The sequence below is a fragment of the Saprospira grandis DSM 2844 genome (assembly GCF_000275825.1).
Taxonomy (GTDB): Bacteria; Bacteroidota; Bacteroidia; order Chitinophagales; family Saprospiraceae; genus Saprospira; species Saprospira grandis_A.
The window spans coordinates 4,179,717-4,195,495 of sequence record NZ_JH719942.1; the positions used below are offsets into that span (position 1 = coordinate 4,179,717).

At 42.8% G+C, this 15,779-nt stretch carries 16 protein-coding genes and 1 pseudogene; 12 read left to right on the top strand and 5 right to left on the bottom strand.

The features are described from left to right. Nucleotides 1–57 precede the first annotated feature (57 nt). From SAPGRDRAFT_RS18500 to SAPGRDRAFT_RS18510, 5 genes and pseudogenes are all read left to right on the top strand, one after another. Nucleotides 58–1,083, top strand: a complete 1,026-nt coding sequence (locus tag SAPGRDRAFT_RS18500; RefSeq protein WP_037350975.1) for an NAD-dependent epimerase/dehydratase family protein — start codon at nt 58–60, stop codon at nt 1,081–1,083. Between the two features lie 154 nt (nt 1,084–1,237). Beyond that, on the top strand, nt 1,238–1,462 hold the full coding sequence (locus SAPGRDRAFT_RS23675) for a hypothetical protein (RefSeq protein WP_156002017.1): 225 nt from the start codon (nt 1,238–1,240) through the stop codon (nt 1,460–1,462). Nucleotides 1,463–2,202: 740 nt separating this feature from the next. Further along, nucleotides 2,203–2,325: pseudogene (locus tag SAPGRDRAFT_RS23680) on the top strand (transposase); the annotation flags it as partial. Between the two features lie 45 nt (nt 2,326–2,370). Next, nucleotides 2,371–2,712 carry a hypothetical protein gene (locus tag SAPGRDRAFT_RS23685; RefSeq protein WP_051018637.1) on the top strand — a complete coding sequence of 114 codons (342 nt, stop codon included), beginning with the start codon at nt 2,371–2,373 and terminating at the stop codon, nt 2,710–2,712. A gap of 102 nt (nt 2,713–2,814) precedes the next feature. Next, nucleotides 2,815–3,312 carry a GbsR/MarR family transcriptional regulator gene (locus SAPGRDRAFT_RS18510; protein ID WP_002660964.1) on the top strand — a complete coding sequence of 166 codons (498 nt, stop codon included), beginning with the start codon at nt 2,815–2,817 and terminating at the stop codon, nt 3,310–3,312. Here the strand turns inward: SAPGRDRAFT_RS18510 and SAPGRDRAFT_RS18515 are convergent. Beyond that, complete coding sequence (locus SAPGRDRAFT_RS18515; protein ID WP_002660965.1) at nt 3,309–4,052, bottom strand: lysophospholipid acyltransferase family protein; 744 nt, start codon at nt 4,050–4,052, stop codon at nt 3,309–3,311. The two genes, SAPGRDRAFT_RS18510 and SAPGRDRAFT_RS18515, sit on opposite strands and share 4 nt — an antisense overlap. A 193-nt stretch (nt 4,053–4,245) precedes the next feature. On the opposite strand from SAPGRDRAFT_RS18515, the gene SAPGRDRAFT_RS18520 reads away from it, so the two are divergent. The 6 genes from SAPGRDRAFT_RS18520 to SAPGRDRAFT_RS18545 all read left to right on the top strand — a co-directional run bounded on the left by SAPGRDRAFT_RS18520 (nt 4,246) and on the right by SAPGRDRAFT_RS18545 (nt 9,730). Then, the gene (locus SAPGRDRAFT_RS18520) at nt 4,246–5,514 is read left to right on the top strand and encodes an AAA family ATPase (RefSeq protein ID WP_002660967.1); all 1,269 of its coding nucleotides are present in this window, start codon (nt 4,246–4,248) and stop codon (nt 5,512–5,514) included. Beyond that, a complete protein-coding gene (locus tag SAPGRDRAFT_RS18525) occupies nt 5,507–5,995 on the top strand; it encodes a hypothetical protein (protein WP_002660969.1) in 489 nt (162 codons plus the stop codon). The genes SAPGRDRAFT_RS18520 and SAPGRDRAFT_RS18525 overlap by 8 nt, the downstream gene beginning before the upstream one ends. A 186-nt stretch (nt 5,996–6,181) precedes the next feature. Continuing rightward, entirely contained in the window at nt 6,182–6,910 is a 729-nt protein-coding gene (gene dapB, locus SAPGRDRAFT_RS18530) for a 4-hydroxy-tetrahydrodipicolinate reductase (RefSeq protein ID WP_002660971.1), read from the top strand. Continuing rightward, complete coding sequence (locus SAPGRDRAFT_RS18535; RefSeq protein WP_002660974.1) at nt 6,911–8,155, top strand: DEAD/DEAH box helicase; 1,245 nt, start codon at nt 6,911–6,913, stop codon at nt 8,153–8,155. 6 nt (nt 8,156–8,161) lie between these two features. Beyond that, complete coding sequence (locus tag SAPGRDRAFT_RS18540; RefSeq protein ID WP_002660975.1) at nt 8,162–9,088, top strand: ion channel; 927 nt, start codon at nt 8,162–8,164, stop codon at nt 9,086–9,088. 33 nt (nt 9,089–9,121) lie between these two features. Next, entirely contained in the window at nt 9,122–9,730 is a 609-nt protein-coding gene (locus SAPGRDRAFT_RS18545; protein ID WP_002660976.1) for a hypothetical protein, read from the top strand. A gap of 62 nt (nt 9,731–9,792) precedes the next feature. Here the strand turns inward: SAPGRDRAFT_RS18545 and SAPGRDRAFT_RS18550 are convergent, their stop codons facing one another. Next, nucleotides 9,793–10,485: a DUF2461 domain-containing protein gene (locus SAPGRDRAFT_RS18550; protein WP_002660978.1), complete on the bottom strand. Its 693-nt coding sequence runs from the start codon at nt 10,483–10,485 to the stop codon at nt 9,793–9,795. Between the two features lie 206 nt (nt 10,486–10,691). Beyond that, nucleotides 10,692–11,639, bottom strand: a complete 948-nt coding sequence (locus SAPGRDRAFT_RS18555) for a hydrogen peroxide-inducible genes activator (protein WP_002660979.1) — start codon at nt 11,637–11,639, stop codon at nt 10,692–10,694. A 339-nt stretch (nt 11,640–11,978) separates the two neighbouring features. Between SAPGRDRAFT_RS18555 and SAPGRDRAFT_RS18560 the strand changes: the two genes are divergently transcribed. Continuing rightward, nucleotides 11,979–13,487 (top strand): catalase, encoded by a 1,509-nt coding sequence (locus SAPGRDRAFT_RS18560; protein WP_002660980.1) that lies wholly within the window; start codon nt 11,979–11,981, stop codon nt 13,485–13,487. Nucleotides 13,488–13,545: 58 nt separating this feature from the next. On the opposite strand, the gene SAPGRDRAFT_RS18565 is transcribed toward SAPGRDRAFT_RS18560, so the two are convergent. Continuing rightward, nucleotides 13,546–14,448, bottom strand: a complete 903-nt coding sequence (locus tag SAPGRDRAFT_RS18565; RefSeq protein ID WP_002660981.1) for a hypothetical protein — start codon at nt 14,446–14,448, stop codon at nt 13,546–13,548. Beyond that, nucleotides 14,432–15,772, bottom strand: a complete 1,341-nt coding sequence (locus tag SAPGRDRAFT_RS18570) for an AAA family ATPase (RefSeq protein WP_002660983.1) — start codon at nt 15,770–15,772, stop codon at nt 14,432–14,434. The genes SAPGRDRAFT_RS18565 and SAPGRDRAFT_RS18570 overlap by 17 nt, the downstream gene beginning before the upstream one ends. Nucleotides 15,773–15,779: the final 7 nt, after the last annotated feature.

The window sequence follows — 15,779 nt, forward strand, 5'->3', positions numbered from 1 at the left end:
TGGCGGCACAGCCCGCCGCTATTTATTTTGCAACGCTCAGAATCTTTTCTCTTTCGCATGGATAATCAAAAACTACTTTTCATTACTGGGGCCACCGGCTTTCTAGGCGCTTATTTGGTCCGAGAGGCCCTAAAAGCAGGTTATCAGATTCGGGCCAGCAAACGGCCAGACAGCCCTATGGACCTACTGGGCGAGATGGCCCAACAAATAGATTGGCGAGAAGGCGATTTACTGGACCTCTCTTTTGTAGAAAGTTGCCTAGAAGGCGTAGATAGCCTGATTCATGCGGCGGCTTTGGTCTCTTTTCAGCCCAAAGAGGCCGAAAAAATGATCCGCTTCAATGCCGATAGCACCACTTATTTGGTCAATGCCGCCCTAAATGCCAACATTTCTGAGTCGCTTTTTGTGAGTAGCATTGCCGCCTTGGGCCGAGACGAAAAAAAGTTGCGCATCGATGAACAATCGCAATGGGAAAACAGTAAATATAATTCTAACTACGCCATTAGTAAATTTAAGGCAGAATGCGAGGTTTGGCGGGGAATACAGGAGGGCCTGCCCGCCTGCATTGTTAATCCCTCGGTGATTATGGGCGCAGGCTATTGGGCCAAGGGCACCGCCCAAATGTTTCAGCAAGTAGCCAAGGGACTATCTTTTTACCCAGCTGGGGCCACCGGCTTTGTCGATGTGCGAGATGTAGCCGAGTTTTCTTTGGCCCTTTTGCAAAATCCTCAGGCGCAGGGCCAACGATTTATATTAAATGGTATAAATTGTAGCTACCAAACCCTATTTAGCGAAATGGCAAAGGCCTTGGATAAAAAGCCACCCAAAAGAAAGCTGCCCAGTTGGGGCACAGCACTCCTTTGGCGACTGGAAAAGGTCCGTAGTTGGATTAGAGGCTTGCCCCCAGTAATTACCGAAGAAATTGCCCGCAATTTGAATAGCAAATACGAATATGACCACCAAAAAGTGATTGATTTTTTGGGCAAAGATTTCCGTCCCTTGTCTGTTTGTATGCAAGATAGCGCCAAATTGTATAAATTGGCCGAGAGCGGAGAACAGCCCTTTGGCCTACTGGCCCCCTAAAGGCCTAGCGCTGTGCAGGGGTGGCCGCAAGGCCAGACCCAGTTTTTTTGAGCGCAGCGAAAAAAACGCAGGGCCGAGCAGACCTGCGAGCCCCGCAACCTTTCTATTACCCACTTTTTAAAAAAGGATTAAATTTGTTCAAAAATAAGCTAAAATGATGACGATCTCAGCAGCTCCCAAAAAAATGAATAAGCAAACTAAAAACAATATATTAAAGCTTTATTCTATGTTAGAAGATAATCCTTCTACGCAAATTAAGAATTTAGGAAAAACAGCTGCAGAGCATAAGATGCTTTACCGTTTATTTAGCAATGCAACCTTTACGGAGGATTATATCCAAGAGGAATATATTAAAAGCTGTCATCAAGCATTAGCGTAAAGGAGGTAAAACAGCGAGTAATTGTACCACATGATACTACAGAAATAAGCTATAATAATAGGAAGAATTGGATTAAGAACCAAGAAGGTTTAGGTCCCGGAGGACGAGAATCCAATTTATCTGTTTTTGGTCATGTAAGCATAGTGATCGATCGAGATACATCTAGTTTTCAATGCATTGGAAGTGCAGATTTATATTCTAGAGATAAAGATAGAGTTACTTGTAAAGAAAAAAAGAATAGAAATTCAGGGCCCTTTGCAGGGGAAAAGACACGTTGGTTGATATCTATGCTAGACTCCGATAAAAGAGTTAAAAAAAGTGAATCCAGAATTAGATATTTTACTATGTTTGTGATCGAGAAGCAGATATATATCCTATGATGGAATGTCTTAATCGGCATAATATAAAATACCTGATTCGTTCTAAGGAACATAGGAGAACAGCTATTTTAGAGGACAAAAAGAACGTCCCCCTTATCAATCTATTCGATTACCAAGTAGCCCGTCTAAGTACAAACGTACCCCTTGAAACTAGTCGTAAAGACCTACAAGGAATACAGCTAAAAGTTCGTGTGACAAGGACCCTATTAAAGGTTCCAAAATCTTCAAAATATATAATTGGCGAACCTCGACCAGAGCCAATGTATATAAATGTTATAGAGGCTTTTTGACCCTACTAAAGCTTTCCCTAATCCCTATCTAAAAAAAGAAGATCGAGAAGAAGAAGGAATCTATTGGCGGCTGTTTACCAACGAGTCTGTAGACACAGAAGAAGAGCTTTTAGATTTACTTAACTGCTATCAACAGCGGTGGAGAATTGAAACATACTTTAAATATTTAAAATCAGATGGCTTTGATATTGAAAACATATGTTTAAGAGATGGAGGCGCCATCCGCAAAATGATACTTATGGCAATTAGTGCATCAGACAAGATCCTTAGGCTACGAGAGGCCGGATTAAACCAAGATAATGAGACTTCAGCGCTTACTATTTTTACTAAGAAAGAGGTTGATTTTCTCGAGACTATTTTTGTAGAACATCTAGACGGAGAAAAAAGAAGCCCTTACAATAGTAATCCATTTAACTCTAAATCAATGGCTTGGGCCTACTGGGTCATAGCCTCGCTCGGAGGCTTTGATGGTATTGTAAAGAAAATAAAACATGCGGCTTCCATTAAAAAAGTAGAGAAAGGACTTGAGCGTTTTTACATTATGTATGACACGGCCAAAATGCTTGGACAGATCACATAAAATAAAAGTGGGTAATAGAAAGCCCCGCAACATAGCGCCGCAAGGCAAAGCCGCAGCGGAGGCCCCAAAAAAAGAAAAATCTGCTCAGAAACAAGAATAACTATGCAACTGCAAGAAGCAAAAGAAAAATTTATTGAAGCCTGGGGCGGATTTGGCTCCAATTGGGGAATCAATAGGAGTATGGCCCAGGTACATGCCCTTTTATTGGTGGCCGAAGATCCCCTTTCTGCCGACGATGTGATGGCCGAGCTCCAAATTTCTAGAGGAAGCTCAAACATGAATCTCCGCGCCCTAATTGATTGGGGCTTAGTCTATAAACGACTTAAGGCAGGCGAAAGAAGAGAGTATTTTGTGGCCGAAAAAGACATGTGGAAGGTCGTGCGGCAAATTATTATTCACCGCAAGAAAAAAGAGCTGGAGCCCGCCCTCAAAGTGCTAGAAGATGTGCAAGATATTGAGGGAGAAAGCAAGGAAAAAGAGGAATTTGTGGCCATGATTCAATCTATTGAGCTCTTTTCTAAAAAAGCTGATGGTTTGCTCGAAAGATTGGTGGATGCCGATAGCGAATGGCTGATGAGCGTCTTGCTGAAGATGATTTAGGCACGGCCAAATTCTTTTAGGGTCGCTAGCATTTTTTGGCGCACCTCTTCTTTTAGGGCGGGGATATCGGCTCGGCTTTTTCCTTGAGTTGGAATGGGGTCGGACCAAATGCCCCAGCAAAGGCCGGGCCCTGCCTGAAACTTCTTTTTGGCGCTCAGAATCTTATCGGTATTGATGATGGTCAGCACCGCTATGGGCTGCTGGCTGTCTACCGCTAAATTGAAGGCCCCATTGTGGAAGGCCTGCAGAGGTTCATCGGAAATATTTCGGGTGCCTTCAATAAATAAGTGGATCGAGCGCTGCTCCTCCAAATACTTTTGCAATTTGAGCATGCTCTCTTTGCGGCTTTCTGGGCTTCGGCGATCGACAAAAACGTCTCGGTAGTGGGAGACAAAACCCACCACGGGAATTTTTCGGACGCCCCATTTGGCCAAATAAGAAAAAGGCATGGGCGCGGCAGCCGCACAAACGGGAATATCCATCATCGATAAGTGATTGCTCACCATGACATAGCGTTCCTTGGGGTCAATTTTTTCTTTACCTCGAATTTGGATCCAATGTGCAGACAAAAGGCCCAATAAAAAGCCCCAAAACTTAGTAATATAAAGGGTGGTCCAGGCTTCTCGCTCTCCTTTGAGCAACTTGAAGCTGAGCCAAAAGAAAGGGAAGACCAAAGCGCCAGTGAATAAAAACATCAGGATCAACCAAAAACAAAAGATATTGCGGAGGAGGCGAAGCATAAGCTTAAGTAGGTTTAGACGTAGAGTAAAATTTTGGGCAAGATAAACAAGTTGTAGAAAAAGGACGCTTAGGGAAAACTTAAAAAAACAAGGCTATAAGACTGCCTTTTTTAAATGAGTTCTTATAGACTTGCGTATCTTTGGGGCGGAATAAGATCTCCTCTACATAAATTCAAAGCATAATACAGCAGCTATGGAAAGTCTGGAAATACAAGGCTTCGCTGGGTTTAAGGACCTTAAAATCGAACTCAATAAAATTAACCTCTTTATTGGCCCTCAAGCCTCTGGCAAAAGTGTGCTGATGAAACTGGCTTATTTTTTTAGGAAAAAAATCTCATCCCTATACATTTTAATTCCAGATCATTATCCCTATTTAAAAGATAAATTGGTCTCTCAATTTAAAGTAATCTTCCCAAGTAGTAGTTGGCCTAGTACTCCATTTTATATTCAATATGAATATAATGGATTGCAGATAACTATCATAAAGAGTGCCTCTCACCTTAAAATTGAATTTTCTGACCAATTAGAACAAATCATAGAGAATATACATAGTGAGTTTGTGACTGCTACAGGTGCTCAAGATATGGCAACAATTTATCAGACTTATGGTAAAGAAGCCTGCGATCAAATAGATAGCCATATCTATAACTTTTTCATGGAAGAATTACGTAAAGTCTTTATTGATTCAATCTACTTATTTTACCAGATGGTCCCCTCTGGTCGTAGTTTTTTTGCCTTTCTACAAGAAAACATCTTTTCTTTTTTGCGTTCAGAAAATGAGTTGGACCCTAGTTTTGTGGACTTTGCCTCTGAGTATGAGCGCATGAAAAAGACGTTGGCTCGAGAAAATCGAGAAGGGCGCGAACTTCTTCCTTTAGAACAAGAACTAGAAGTGTTAATTCAGCAGGTGCTGAAGGGAAAATATGTGCAAGAAGTAGATGGCGACTTTTTAAGCTTAGCAGATGGTCGTCACATCAATTTACTACAGGCCTCTTCGGGCCAACAGGAAGTTTTGCCCCTTTTGCAAGTGATTCGTCATTGGTTTAGAAGAACAAAAACGGCAGTTAGCCTCTACATAGAAGAGCCAGAAACCCATTTATTTCCACAGGCGCAGCGCCAAGTGCTAGAAGCATTGATTTTAATGTATAATGCACATGAAGCAGATATGCATTTAGAAATCAGTACGCATAGTCCCTACCTCATTAGTGTGCTTAATAATATGTTGTTGGCGGGACAGCTGGCCCAAAATGAAAAGGTAGACCAAAAGGCATTGGACCAAAAGCATCCGCCTTATTTAAGAGTAAAAAAAGAAGAGCTCTCGGCTTATATGCTAAAAGATGGAGCTGCTTTTTCGCTTTGGGATGAAGAAACAGGCTTGCTCAATGCCCAAATCCTTGATGAGGTCGGCGAAAATATTGATCGAGATTTTGATGAGCTCCTTAATCTAGAACCCTATGAGTAGTTGTCATCAAAGAAAATCCCATTCGATCATTAAGGTAGAAGAACAGGGCGAACGCTCTACTTTTAAACTTCATAACCCTAAAAAACTAGAGGTGGAGCATTTTAAGTTGGATGAATGCCAGGCTAGGGGGAATCAGCTAGGCTGTAAAGAGCAAACTAAAACCTGTGCTTTTCAAAACAACTTAAAAAAGAAAGTTAGCAATTGGCAGGGACAAAAGCGCTGCGATGCCCTTTTAGAAATAGCCGAAAAAGAAACACAAATTTTTGTGGAGTTAAAAGGGCAAGATATTGCAGCGGGAATAGAGCAACTAGAAGCCAGCCTAAATTTATTTGCCAAAGACAATTGGCAAAAAAAGCTTTTTTTGAGTTGCAATACCAAAAGGCTAAATAATCTGAACACAAAGATTAAACGATTCAAAGCGAGACTAAGGAAACGCTACAAAAAAACAGATTTTGACATAAAATCAGAACATCGTATTTAATTTCGGTCCTAGAGGGCGCGAAGCGCCCGCAGGCCTAGGGATGGACAGCGGGGCGGCGCAGCCGCAGACCCAAGTTTTTGAGCGCAGCGAAAAAACTGCAGGGCCGAGCAGACCTGCGAGCCGCGACACAGCCCGCAGCAAGGCGAAGCCGCAGCTGAGGCCCCAAAAAAAATAAAAACAGAAAAAATGAAAATTCTACTCATTGGATATGGAAAAATGGGGCAAACCCTAGATAAAATGGCGCAGGCCGCTGGGCATGAAGTGGTTGGAAAAATCAACCAAGCTAGCGATTGGGATAATTTTGAGCAGGAAGCAGAGGTGGCCATTGAATTTAGTCAGCCCGATGCCGCCTTGAACAATTATTTGGCTTGCTTTGAGCGGGGAATTCCCGTAGTTTCGGGCACTACTGCCTGGTTGGCTGATTGGGACAAAATGGCTGCTGCCTGCGAAGAAAAAAAGGGCGCCTTCTTTTATGCCTCTAACTTTAGCATTGGCGTCAATTTATTTTTTGCCCTCAATGAGCGTTTGGCTGAGTTGATGGCGGGGCAGCCGCAATACCGATTGGAGATGGAAGAAATTCATCATTTGGAGAAAAAAGACGCCCCTTCAGGGACCGCTATTTCTTTGGCGCAGGGCGTTTTGGCCCATAATAAGCGCTTTGAAGATTGGTATTTGGCCGAATTTCCCAATTTGGAAGGTAGCCAGAAAGAAAATCATTTTCCCATTTTTGCGCTAAGAGAAGCGGGAGTTCCGGGCACACACAGCCTGAAATATGCATCTTCGGAAGATGAAATTATTATTACACATCGTGCAAAAGGCCGCATTGGTTTTGCGGCTGGCGCCCTCAAAGCGGCCGAATGGTTGGCGGGGAAAACCGGTGTATTTGGAATGAAAGACCTTTTAAAAGAGCAATAAATGAAATTTAGTCGTTATCCCTTTGAACAAATCTTAAAGGAGCGCTTAGCCGTTTTGGAATTTAAACGGCCCACCGATATTCAGTATAAAGCGATTGAGCCCATTTTGAAGGGGCAGGATGTTTTGGCCGTGGCCCAAACCGGAACGGGAAAAACAGCCGCCTTTGCGATTCCTTTGGCGCAAAAACTATTGGCTAGCAGAGACAAAAGCAAGGGACGGGCGCCCAAGGTGGTGGTCATGGTGCCTACGCATGAATTGGCCCAACAAATTGAGTCCTTTATTCATAACTTGACTCGTGGAAGTTGGATAGAAACCCTGGCCATTTATGGGGGGAGCAAGCAAGATAAACAATTGGCCAAATTGGAGACGGGAGTTGATATTTTGGTGGCTACGCCTGGTCGTTTGTTTGACCTACAAGCCCAGGGCGCATTGCGGTTGCAAGAGGTACAAACCTTGGTCTTAGATGAGGCCGATAGAATGTTGCAATTTGGGTTTTATGAAGATATTCAGGACCTTTTGCAGCGCTTGCCTCAAAAGCGGCAAACCCTGTTTTTTTCGGCTACGATTGACCAGAAAATTAAGAAACTGGCCTATTCGCTGGTTTCTAATCCCATTCGGATTCAGATTTCGCCCAAAGATCCCGTCAATAAAAATATTGACCACTCCCTTTGCTTTGTAGATATGGAAGATAAGCGCTTTTTCTTGGAGCGTTTGTATAAGGAAAATCCCAATCAGAAAATTTTGGCCTTTGTGCGTACTCGTGTGCGGGCCGAGCGACTATTGACGGCCATGCAAAGAGTAAAAATTGAGGCCCAAAGTCTGCATGGCGACAAAGAGCAGCAAGAGCGAACCGCTGCGCTCAAAGCCTTTGCCGAAGGCGAAATTCGGTTGCTCATTGCCACCGATGTGAGTGCTCGAGGCATTGATATTCCCAATGTGCATTTGGTCATTAACTACGATTTGCCCGATCAGGCAGAGAACTATGTGCATCGGGTGGGCCGAACAGGCCGAGGCAGAAAAAGAGGAAAAGCCATCTCTTTTTGTGCGCCTAGAGAAGAAGAAATGTTGGAAAAAATTGAGGAGTATATGGGGCAAAAAATCAAATTGCTGGATATTCCCGTAGAAGATTATGAAGCCACCATTGACCTCAGTGACTCGCAGACTTATTCGTTTAAAGATGTGATGCGAGAAATTCAAGATGCAAAGGAAAGCAAAAAAAATCGACGAAAAAAACGGAAGAAATAAAAGGAGATGGCCAAAAAGAGGCGCTTTCAGGATTTGGGTTTTGGCACTGCCCTTCGAGAGGATCAAGATCGTTTAATCTTGCCCAATGGGCAGTTTAACATCTATAGAGATAATGCTTTTTTTGAGCGTTTTCAGTCCTATCAGTGGTTGGTAGAGCTCTCCTGGAGTAGTTTCTTTTTGGTCCTCACTACCTTTTATTTGCTCATCAATACAGTTTTTGCGCTATTGTATTTGGCTGTGGGCATCGAGCAATTGAGCACGGGAAATCCCGAGCTTTCGCATTTTTGGCAGGCCTTTTTTTTTAGTGTGCAAACCCTAACCACCGTAGGTTATGGCAGTGTGAGTCCAGAAGGTTTTTGGGCAAATTGTATTGCGGCTGCGGGTGCCTTTGTGGGTTTATTGAGTTTTGCCTTAGCCACAGGGCTGCTTTTTGCCCGTTTTTCTAAGCCCAATTTAAAATTGCGTTATAGCAAAAACATCTTGATTGCGCCTTATCAGGATGGAAAAGCCCTAATGTTTCGTATAGCCAATGCCCGACAAAAAGTATTGGCCGAGGCTCAAATTTCTTTGGTGGCTAGTTGGTTGGAAGAAAATGAACTGGGCCAATTGGGCCGAAAATTTTCGCCACTTTCCCTAGAGCGAGAACAACTGCGCATTATGCCCCTCAATTGGACCCTAGTGCATCCGCTCAATGAAGATTCGCCGATTCAAAATTTGGGGAAAAGCAGTTGTTCTCGCCAAAAATTAGAGCTGATTGTCATTTTTCAGGCCCATGATGATAGTCATGGCATCCAACTCCGGTCCTACCATTCTTATAGTAGTGAGGAAATGGTTTGGAATGCGCAATTTGTACCTATGTTTCAAGCTGGCCGAAATGGGCAAACGCTACTGCAGCTGAGTAAGATATCTGATTTTGAGTATGTGAAATTATAACTCTAGATTCTAATAACTTTTCAAATAAACAAAATGCAAACTACTACTTTTTTCCTTCTCCTATTTTCACTATTTACATTTAATACGGTCCAAGCTCAAAGCCTAAGCGGGCTAGAATCTGACTACAGCGCTTTGGTAAGACAATATAAAAGTATTAGCGAATGGGCCGAAAACATGGAAGATTTTGACGATAAGATAGGAGATCTTCATAGAAAGGTATCTTCCCTTGTTGGAGATATTGAAGATTTTGAACCTGACTATGAGGAGGCCAAACGCCATAAAAAACTTCTCCTTTTGGTCGAAGATTTTGAAGGGTTCACTCATTCTAGCCCATCTTCCGAGTCTTTAGACCACTTCAATCAATTTCTAAAAAAACTAGGCGCAACAGTCGAACTATTAGTAAAAAAAGATGGCGTAAATATTTACGCTGTACAAATTGGGTATTTCACACATATTTGTGCTTACGCCACAAAAAAAGGGCTTTATCGAGTTGATATTGAGTTTAATGCAAAACAAAATGGCTATAGTTTTTCCGCTGGGCGAAACTCTTTCGGTCTACGCAATGAAATAGATATTATTGATATTTATGACCAAAGAGAAATCTCAAAAACCATTAGCAGCATCAAAGTAGAATTGAGATAGCCCTCTAAATTGATTTTTACCAAAAGAGCCGAAGGAAATTCCTTCGGCTCTTTTTTAATGCCCTACTCCCCCACCAAAGCCTCTCGCAAAAAGCGGTTAATCCCCATGGCCGCCTCAAAATGTTCTAAAAGCCAAGGCAAAAGCTCTTTACTTTGCAGAACTTCATCCATTTCTGCCTCCTCCTCATAGGTCCGCATAAAATAATATTGCTTTTGGTAAATCAGGGGCAATTCCTCGCCCAAAGCCCGAAATTGCTTGGGGATGCGCTTATGTTTTTCGCCCTGCAAACCCGCAGGATAATACTGCTCAAAAGCGGGCTGGGCCAATAAACGCTCAAAGTTTTCTCTTTGGTCCAAAATAGCTTCCCGAACAGCCAAAACTTGAGCCGGCGATAAACGATAGGCACCACCGCCCACCCAAATTCCCGCCGGACCAATTTGCAAATAGTAGGCGGGCCAATCGATCGCTTTTCGCCCTTTAGATGATAAAATAGCCGAAGCATGCAGCTTGTAAGGTGTTTTATCCTTGGAAAATCGACTGTCCTTATAAATCCGAAAGATCAACTCTTTGGGCAAACGCAAATCAATCCCCGGCTCTATCCGCTGCATTTCCTGGCCCAAATCCTCAATCAAATGCGCAAAAGGCTGCTTGACCGACTCCTCATAGCGCTTTTTGCGCGCCTTAAACCATTCTCTTTCGTTGTTGGCGGCCAATTCTCGAAAAAAACCGAGGAAATCCGCATCAAAATATTGCATCTTCAATTCTTTTTTATCTTTCTATAATGTTGGGGCCCGCGGCCGCCCTTCAATTTGGGGCGGCCGCCGCTATGCTGCGGGGCTCGCTGTTCGCTCGGCCCTTCGCAAAACTTCGCTAGCGCTTGTTTTGCTCGGTCTGGCCTTCGGCCACCCGCTCCGCAGCGCTGGGCCAATTGGCCCTTCGGGCCAGGGCGGCTTCGCCGCCCCTAGTCCTCAAAATGAACGGGCCAAGATTTTCCTGCTGCGGGCAATTCTCTGGGGCAAGCTGGAGGCAAATGAGACCAAATTTGTTCTTTGAGTAAATCGAGCAGAGCTTGGCGCTCAAAGTTGGCGGGCCGAAGCAAACCAATTTCTCGATAAGGTTGGGGGGCGGCAAAACTGCGCAAGCTCGCCTGTTGTTTGGGCGGCAAAGCCTGGCCCGCCAATCTGGGCAAAATGGTAAATCCTCCCTGATAATCGACCAGCATGCGGAGGCTTTCCAAACTGCCCGCCAAATAATTAAGCTGTCGACTTTCGCCAGTTTGCAACTGCAAAGCACAAAAATCAACCAATTGTTGGCGGAGGCAATGACCTTCTTCCAGTAGCCAAAGTTGAGAAAGGTCCAACTCTTCCGTTAAGAAGTAGTTTTTCTCCATTTCAAAATCATCTCCATATAATAAGAAGTCTTCATAAAAGAGGCTTTCTTGGACCAAAGTAGGATGGCCAAAAGGCAAAGCCAAAATGCCAATGTCCAAATCTCCGGCAAGCATGGCCCGTTCCATCTCTTGGGTTTGCATTTCTCTCAAATCTAGCTGCAAATCTGGACAAGCGGCCAGAAAACTGGGCAAAAACAAAGGCAATAAATAAGGCGCTAAAGTGGGAATAATCCCTAGGCGAAAGCGCCCACCCAACTGATTTTGCTCCCAATCAACCATAGCTTTGAGTTGCCCGGCCTGCTGCAAAACCAAACGAGCTTTTCGCAAAACCTTCTGGCCCAAGGGCGTTGGGGCCAAAGGCTTTTGTTTTCGGTCAAAAATGGGCGCACCCAATTCTTCCTCCAACTTTTTGACCATCATACTTAAAGTAGATTGGGTAACAAAGCAAGCCTCTGCCGCCTTAACAAAATGCCGATGCTCTTCTAGGGCCAAAATATATTCGAGTTGCTGTAAATTCATTTTATTATCGATTTAGTCAATACCTATATCAAATATATCATTTTAAACAATTGAGCCGGCAAACTATATTTGCCTAAGCAAAGAAAAAAGCACTAAATTAAATGGTGTAGCCTAGCTGGGGCGACCAAAGGGAGCCTTTCTTTGCGCAGCAACTTTTAGTTGGCCTAGCGATGTGCAGCAGTGCCGCGCAGCGGCAGACCGAGCAAAAAACTGCGTTTTTTTGCGAAGGGCCGAGCAGACCTGCGAGCTGCGAAACGTAGCGCCGCAGCTTTGCTGCGGAGGCCCCAAAAGAGGCCCCAAAATTATATTATTTTCCTCATCCTAAACATAGCATATATTATGAGTAAGAAAGAGCAAAACCATAAATTGCGTTCGGCTTCTGGCCGTCCTTATACGAATCACGAAAATAGTAAATCTGCGGGCCGTCGGGGTCCTCTTTTGCTAGAAGATTATATTTTGCATGAAAAACTGGCGCATTTTAACCGCGAACGGATTCCCGAGCGGGTGGTGCATGCCAAAGGGAGCGGTGCTTTTGGTACATTTACGGTGACGCAAGACGTATCTAAGTACAGCCGCGCCAAGTTTTTGAACCAAATTGGCAAAGAAACCAAGGTTTTTCTGCGTTTTTCTACCGTAGGTGGCGAAAAAGGCAGCGCCGATAGTGAGCGAGATCCTAGAGGTTTTGCGGTAAAATTTTATACCGAAGACGGCAACTTTGATATGGTGGGAAATAATACGCCCGTCTTTTTTATCAAAGACCCCAAAAAGTTTCCCGATTTTATTCATACACAAAAGCGGGATCCTAAAACCAACTTGAAAAGTCCAACTATGATGTGGGATTTTTGGAGTTTAAACCCGGAGAGTTTACATCAGGTTTTGATTTTATTTTCGGACCGAGGCACGCCTTATGGTTATCGCCATATGAATGGTTATGGCTCGCACACCTTTAGTATGATCAATGCAGAAAATGAGCGGGTTTGGGTAAAATTCCATTTTAAGACGCTGCAAGGCATCAAAAATATGACTGGGCCAGAGGCCGATCAGATGCGGGCCAAGGATATGGATTTCTCTCAGCGGGATTTGGTGGAAGCGATTGAGTCGGGCAACTTCCCCAAATGGCGATTTATGATTCAGAGCATGACGGATGAGCAGGCGCAGGCTTTGCCTTTTAATCCTTTTGACTTGTCTAAGGTTTGGTCGCATAAAGATTTCCCTTTGCAGGAAGTGGGTATTTTGGAATTGAATCAAATTCCCAGAAATTATTTTGCTACCGTAGAGCAAAGTGCTTTTGCGCCTGCACATATTGTGGATGGCATTGGCTACTCGCCCGATAAAATGTTGCAGGGTCGTTTATTGTCTTATCCTGATGCGCATCGTTATCGTTTGGGGGCCAATTATGAGCAAATTCCCGTCAATCGTTGTCCTTTTGCGGTAAAAAATTACCAAAGAGATGGCTCGATGCGGGTAGATGGCAATGGCGAAGAAGGGCCCAACTATTATCCCAATAGTTTTGATGACATTTATGAGGATGCCAGTTATACGGAGCCCGCGGAAGAAATTAAGGATCCTGTAGCCGATTTCTTTGATCGGAATGAGGGGCCTGGCGAAAACGATCATTTTAGTCAGCCCGCCGCCCTTTTCAATGAAGTCATGAACGATTATGATCGCCATAATTTGGTGGCCAATATTGTGGGGGCTATGCAAGGCATTGCTGGTCCAAAACGAGAGACGATTATCAATCGCCAACTTTGTCACTTCTTTAGAGTAGACCCCAAATTGGGTGCTGCCCTGGCCCAAGGCCTAGAAGTTGATGTGGAAGCGGTGATGGCCAGTTTGAAACATGAATAAATTTAGTGGAAGAAGATAAAAAAGCCCAGTCTGTAGACTGGGCTTTTTTGTTGGGGGTTTAGTAGTTATCTATGATAAACCTTCGGAGAAACGGAAAGGTTTTCTTTTCTCCTTCTGCATTTTTTTCAAAGGTTGAAAGCCATATTTTTTTTAGTAGCAGCTTAAATTTTGCTAGTTGCCCCATGGCTTTAAGTTCATTAAAAAGTTGTAACAACTGCTGTTCTTGTTGTTCGCTAGCCTCCACTCGCCGTTGTTTAAGTAAGCTATTTTGATTGAGACCCAAAACTTTAATATTTGTCTTTGCCCCCTCATTCTTAGCCAATATTTCGCCTTTTGCTAAATCGTAGCTAAACTTATTTTCAATACGAAAACTAGTTGTCGGTAACAATCTTAACTCATCTTTGCCTTTTGCTGCATCGCAATGTCTTGTTGCGTTATCTCCAAACTGAATAAATAAACGATCTCCTACTCGAAGATTTTTAATGTCTGCTTTTCGCTTTAATTTTTTAATATGTGTTTTCTCAGGGATACGGTCATGCAACTCCTCTAAATCAGCAGGATGACAAGCATATAAACTTGCTATATCAGTTAGGGTTTCTGCTGCTTTTACCTGATGTATTTTCATTTTGCCTCCATTGCATGAAGCCAAAAGATTAGAGTAATCATAGGTAAGTCTTCTGTCTGTTCCTTTATCTAGTAAATGCTCGATGACAGTTGTATTCATATCTATTCGCTGACCGCAATAGCAACAAATGTGGCCCTGCTCCTCTAATAAAAACTTTCGAAGAATTTTTTTATTAAAATTGGCCGTTCTATTATCGTCTAAATACTTCCATAAAGTAGAGGCTGAAATTCCATCAGTATCTAAATACTTAGCATCTAAATCGGTTTCATGTGGCTGACGCCAATTATCTAAGGCCTCTTTCCCTTCACTACAAACTGCTTTATAAATCCATTCCATTAAGCATTTCTTTTATTTCGATTTGGCTCTCCAAGGCCTTAATTTTAGGATGCTCTTTATCCATTTCTTTCTTAAGCTTTACAATTTCCTCTTTTGCTTTTTGCAACTGATTATCTTGGATAAGCTGAAGTGTTTTACTTATGCCTTCTAGCGGAACTTCTCCCTGAATTTCTTCAGGCGATAGCCCCTGCCAAGCCAAAACAGTTTCTATATCCGCACCATAAGGATTAAAATCAATGACCGGAAAACATTGGTTATCTTTTAATAAATATAAAGATTCTGCTTTTAAATGGTTAATTACCAAAGGAGAATGAGTCGTCAAAATAAACTGAACATTAGGAAAAGTTTGTTGTAGGCGGCTCACCACTTTACGCTGCCAAGAAGGATGCAAATGCAAATCAATTTCATCGATCATGACTACGCCTGCGCCTCGCAGCGGATGCTCTTCCCCTTCATTGGCCAACGCCAAACGCATGGCTAAATCTCCTGCTAAAGCTAGTAATGCTTTTTCTCCCGAAGATAATTGCATGACGGACAGTTGTGCCCCTTGTTTTTTGAGAATCATATCGATATAAGGACTACGTTGTATTCGCAAATCCTTAAACTCATCTCCCATCATTTGTATAATTGCCTGCCGAACAGCTTCTAACTGAGGATGCTTGTAGCTAAAATCTTCTTGTCCTAATCGCTGCTCATTTTCAATATCTTCTGTAAAACGATACCAAGAAAAAAACCGCTTAAAATCGACTGGGCCAGTTGTTAATGCATTGGTATACAAGCTCATTTCACTTGCTTCCTCCAAAGAAGCTAAAGACGACTCCCTAATATTACGGTCCGAAGCGTAATAACTGATGACGGGCAGTTTTGATTTTTTGTCTTCATGTAAAAAATGAATTGATTTACGATCCCATAAAGCCTGTCCAAATACTTTTTGGTCCTTATATCTACGTAAAAAACTCTTATCCTTAAATTCTTTACCTAAAATTTCCCATCTCAGCTCTATTAAAGATTTTTGTGCTTTTATATAAATATCATTAACACTAAACCTGAGCCCTAACTCTTTTTCTAGTTGATTTAAAAGCCATTCATGCTCATATTTTATAGGAGATAGTTGTAATTTATAAGGAAAGAAAGTAGAGCTTAACCACTCGTCTAAATCCAACACAAAAGGAGCAATTGCCGCACGAATCGCCTCCAAGACCGCAGTTTTTCCCGCTCCATTTACCCCTAAAATGACCAAAGGCTCCCCATTTTCAGGAAAAATAATTTCTTGTCTATCCTTAAAGCCTCTAAAACCCTCTATGCTCAAGCTTTTTAACTGCATACGCTCA

Excerpts from the sequence above, each read along its gene's own strand:
- SAPGRDRAFT_RS18500 (WP_037350975.1), top strand. The coding sequence starts at position 58 with ATGGATAATCAAAAACTACTTTTCATTACTGGGGCCACCGGCTTTCTA.
- SAPGRDRAFT_RS23675 (WP_156002017.1), top strand. The coding sequence starts at position 1,238 with ATGATGACGATCTCAGCAGCTCCCAAAAAAATGAATAAGCAAACTAAA.
- SAPGRDRAFT_RS23685 (WP_051018637.1), top strand. The coding sequence starts at position 2,371 with ATGGCAATTAGTGCATCAGACAAGATCCTTAGGCTACGAGAGGCCGGA.
- SAPGRDRAFT_RS18510 (WP_002660964.1), top strand. The coding sequence starts at position 2,815 with ATGCAACTGCAAGAAGCAAAAGAAAAATTTATTGAAGCCTGGGGCGGA.
- SAPGRDRAFT_RS18515 (WP_002660965.1), bottom strand. The coding sequence starts at position 4,052 with ATGCTTCGCCTCCTCCGCAATATCTTTTGTTTTTGGTTGATCCTGATG.
- SAPGRDRAFT_RS18520 (WP_002660967.1), top strand. The coding sequence starts at position 4,246 with ATGGAAAGTCTGGAAATACAAGGCTTCGCTGGGTTTAAGGACCTTAAA.
- SAPGRDRAFT_RS18525 (WP_002660969.1), top strand. The coding sequence starts at position 5,507 with ATGAGTAGTTGTCATCAAAGAAAATCCCATTCGATCATTAAGGTAGAA.
- dapB (WP_002660971.1), top strand. The coding sequence starts at position 6,182 with ATGAAAATTCTACTCATTGGATATGGAAAAATGGGGCAAACCCTAGAT.
- SAPGRDRAFT_RS18535 (WP_002660974.1), top strand. The coding sequence starts at position 6,911 with ATGAAATTTAGTCGTTATCCCTTTGAACAAATCTTAAAGGAGCGCTTA.
- SAPGRDRAFT_RS18540 (WP_002660975.1), top strand. The coding sequence starts at position 8,162 with ATGGCCAAAAAGAGGCGCTTTCAGGATTTGGGTTTTGGCACTGCCCTT.
- SAPGRDRAFT_RS18545 (WP_002660976.1), top strand. The coding sequence starts at position 9,122 with ATGCAAACTACTACTTTTTTCCTTCTCCTATTTTCACTATTTACATTT.
- SAPGRDRAFT_RS18550 (WP_002660978.1), bottom strand. The coding sequence starts at position 10,485 with ATGCAATATTTTGATGCGGATTTCCTCGGTTTTTTTCGAGAATTGGCC.
- SAPGRDRAFT_RS18555 (WP_002660979.1), bottom strand. The coding sequence starts at position 11,639 with ATGAATTTACAGCAACTCGAATATATTTTGGCCCTAGAAGAGCATCGG.
- SAPGRDRAFT_RS18560 (WP_002660980.1), top strand. The coding sequence starts at position 11,979 with ATGAGTAAGAAAGAGCAAAACCATAAATTGCGTTCGGCTTCTGGCCGT.
- SAPGRDRAFT_RS18565 (WP_002660981.1), bottom strand. The coding sequence starts at position 14,448 with ATGGAATGGATTTATAAAGCAGTTTGTAGTGAAGGGAAAGAGGCCTTA.
- SAPGRDRAFT_RS18570 (WP_002660983.1), bottom strand. The coding sequence starts at position 15,772 with ATGCAGTTAAAAAGCTTGAGCATAGAGGGTTTTAGAGGCTTTAAGGAT.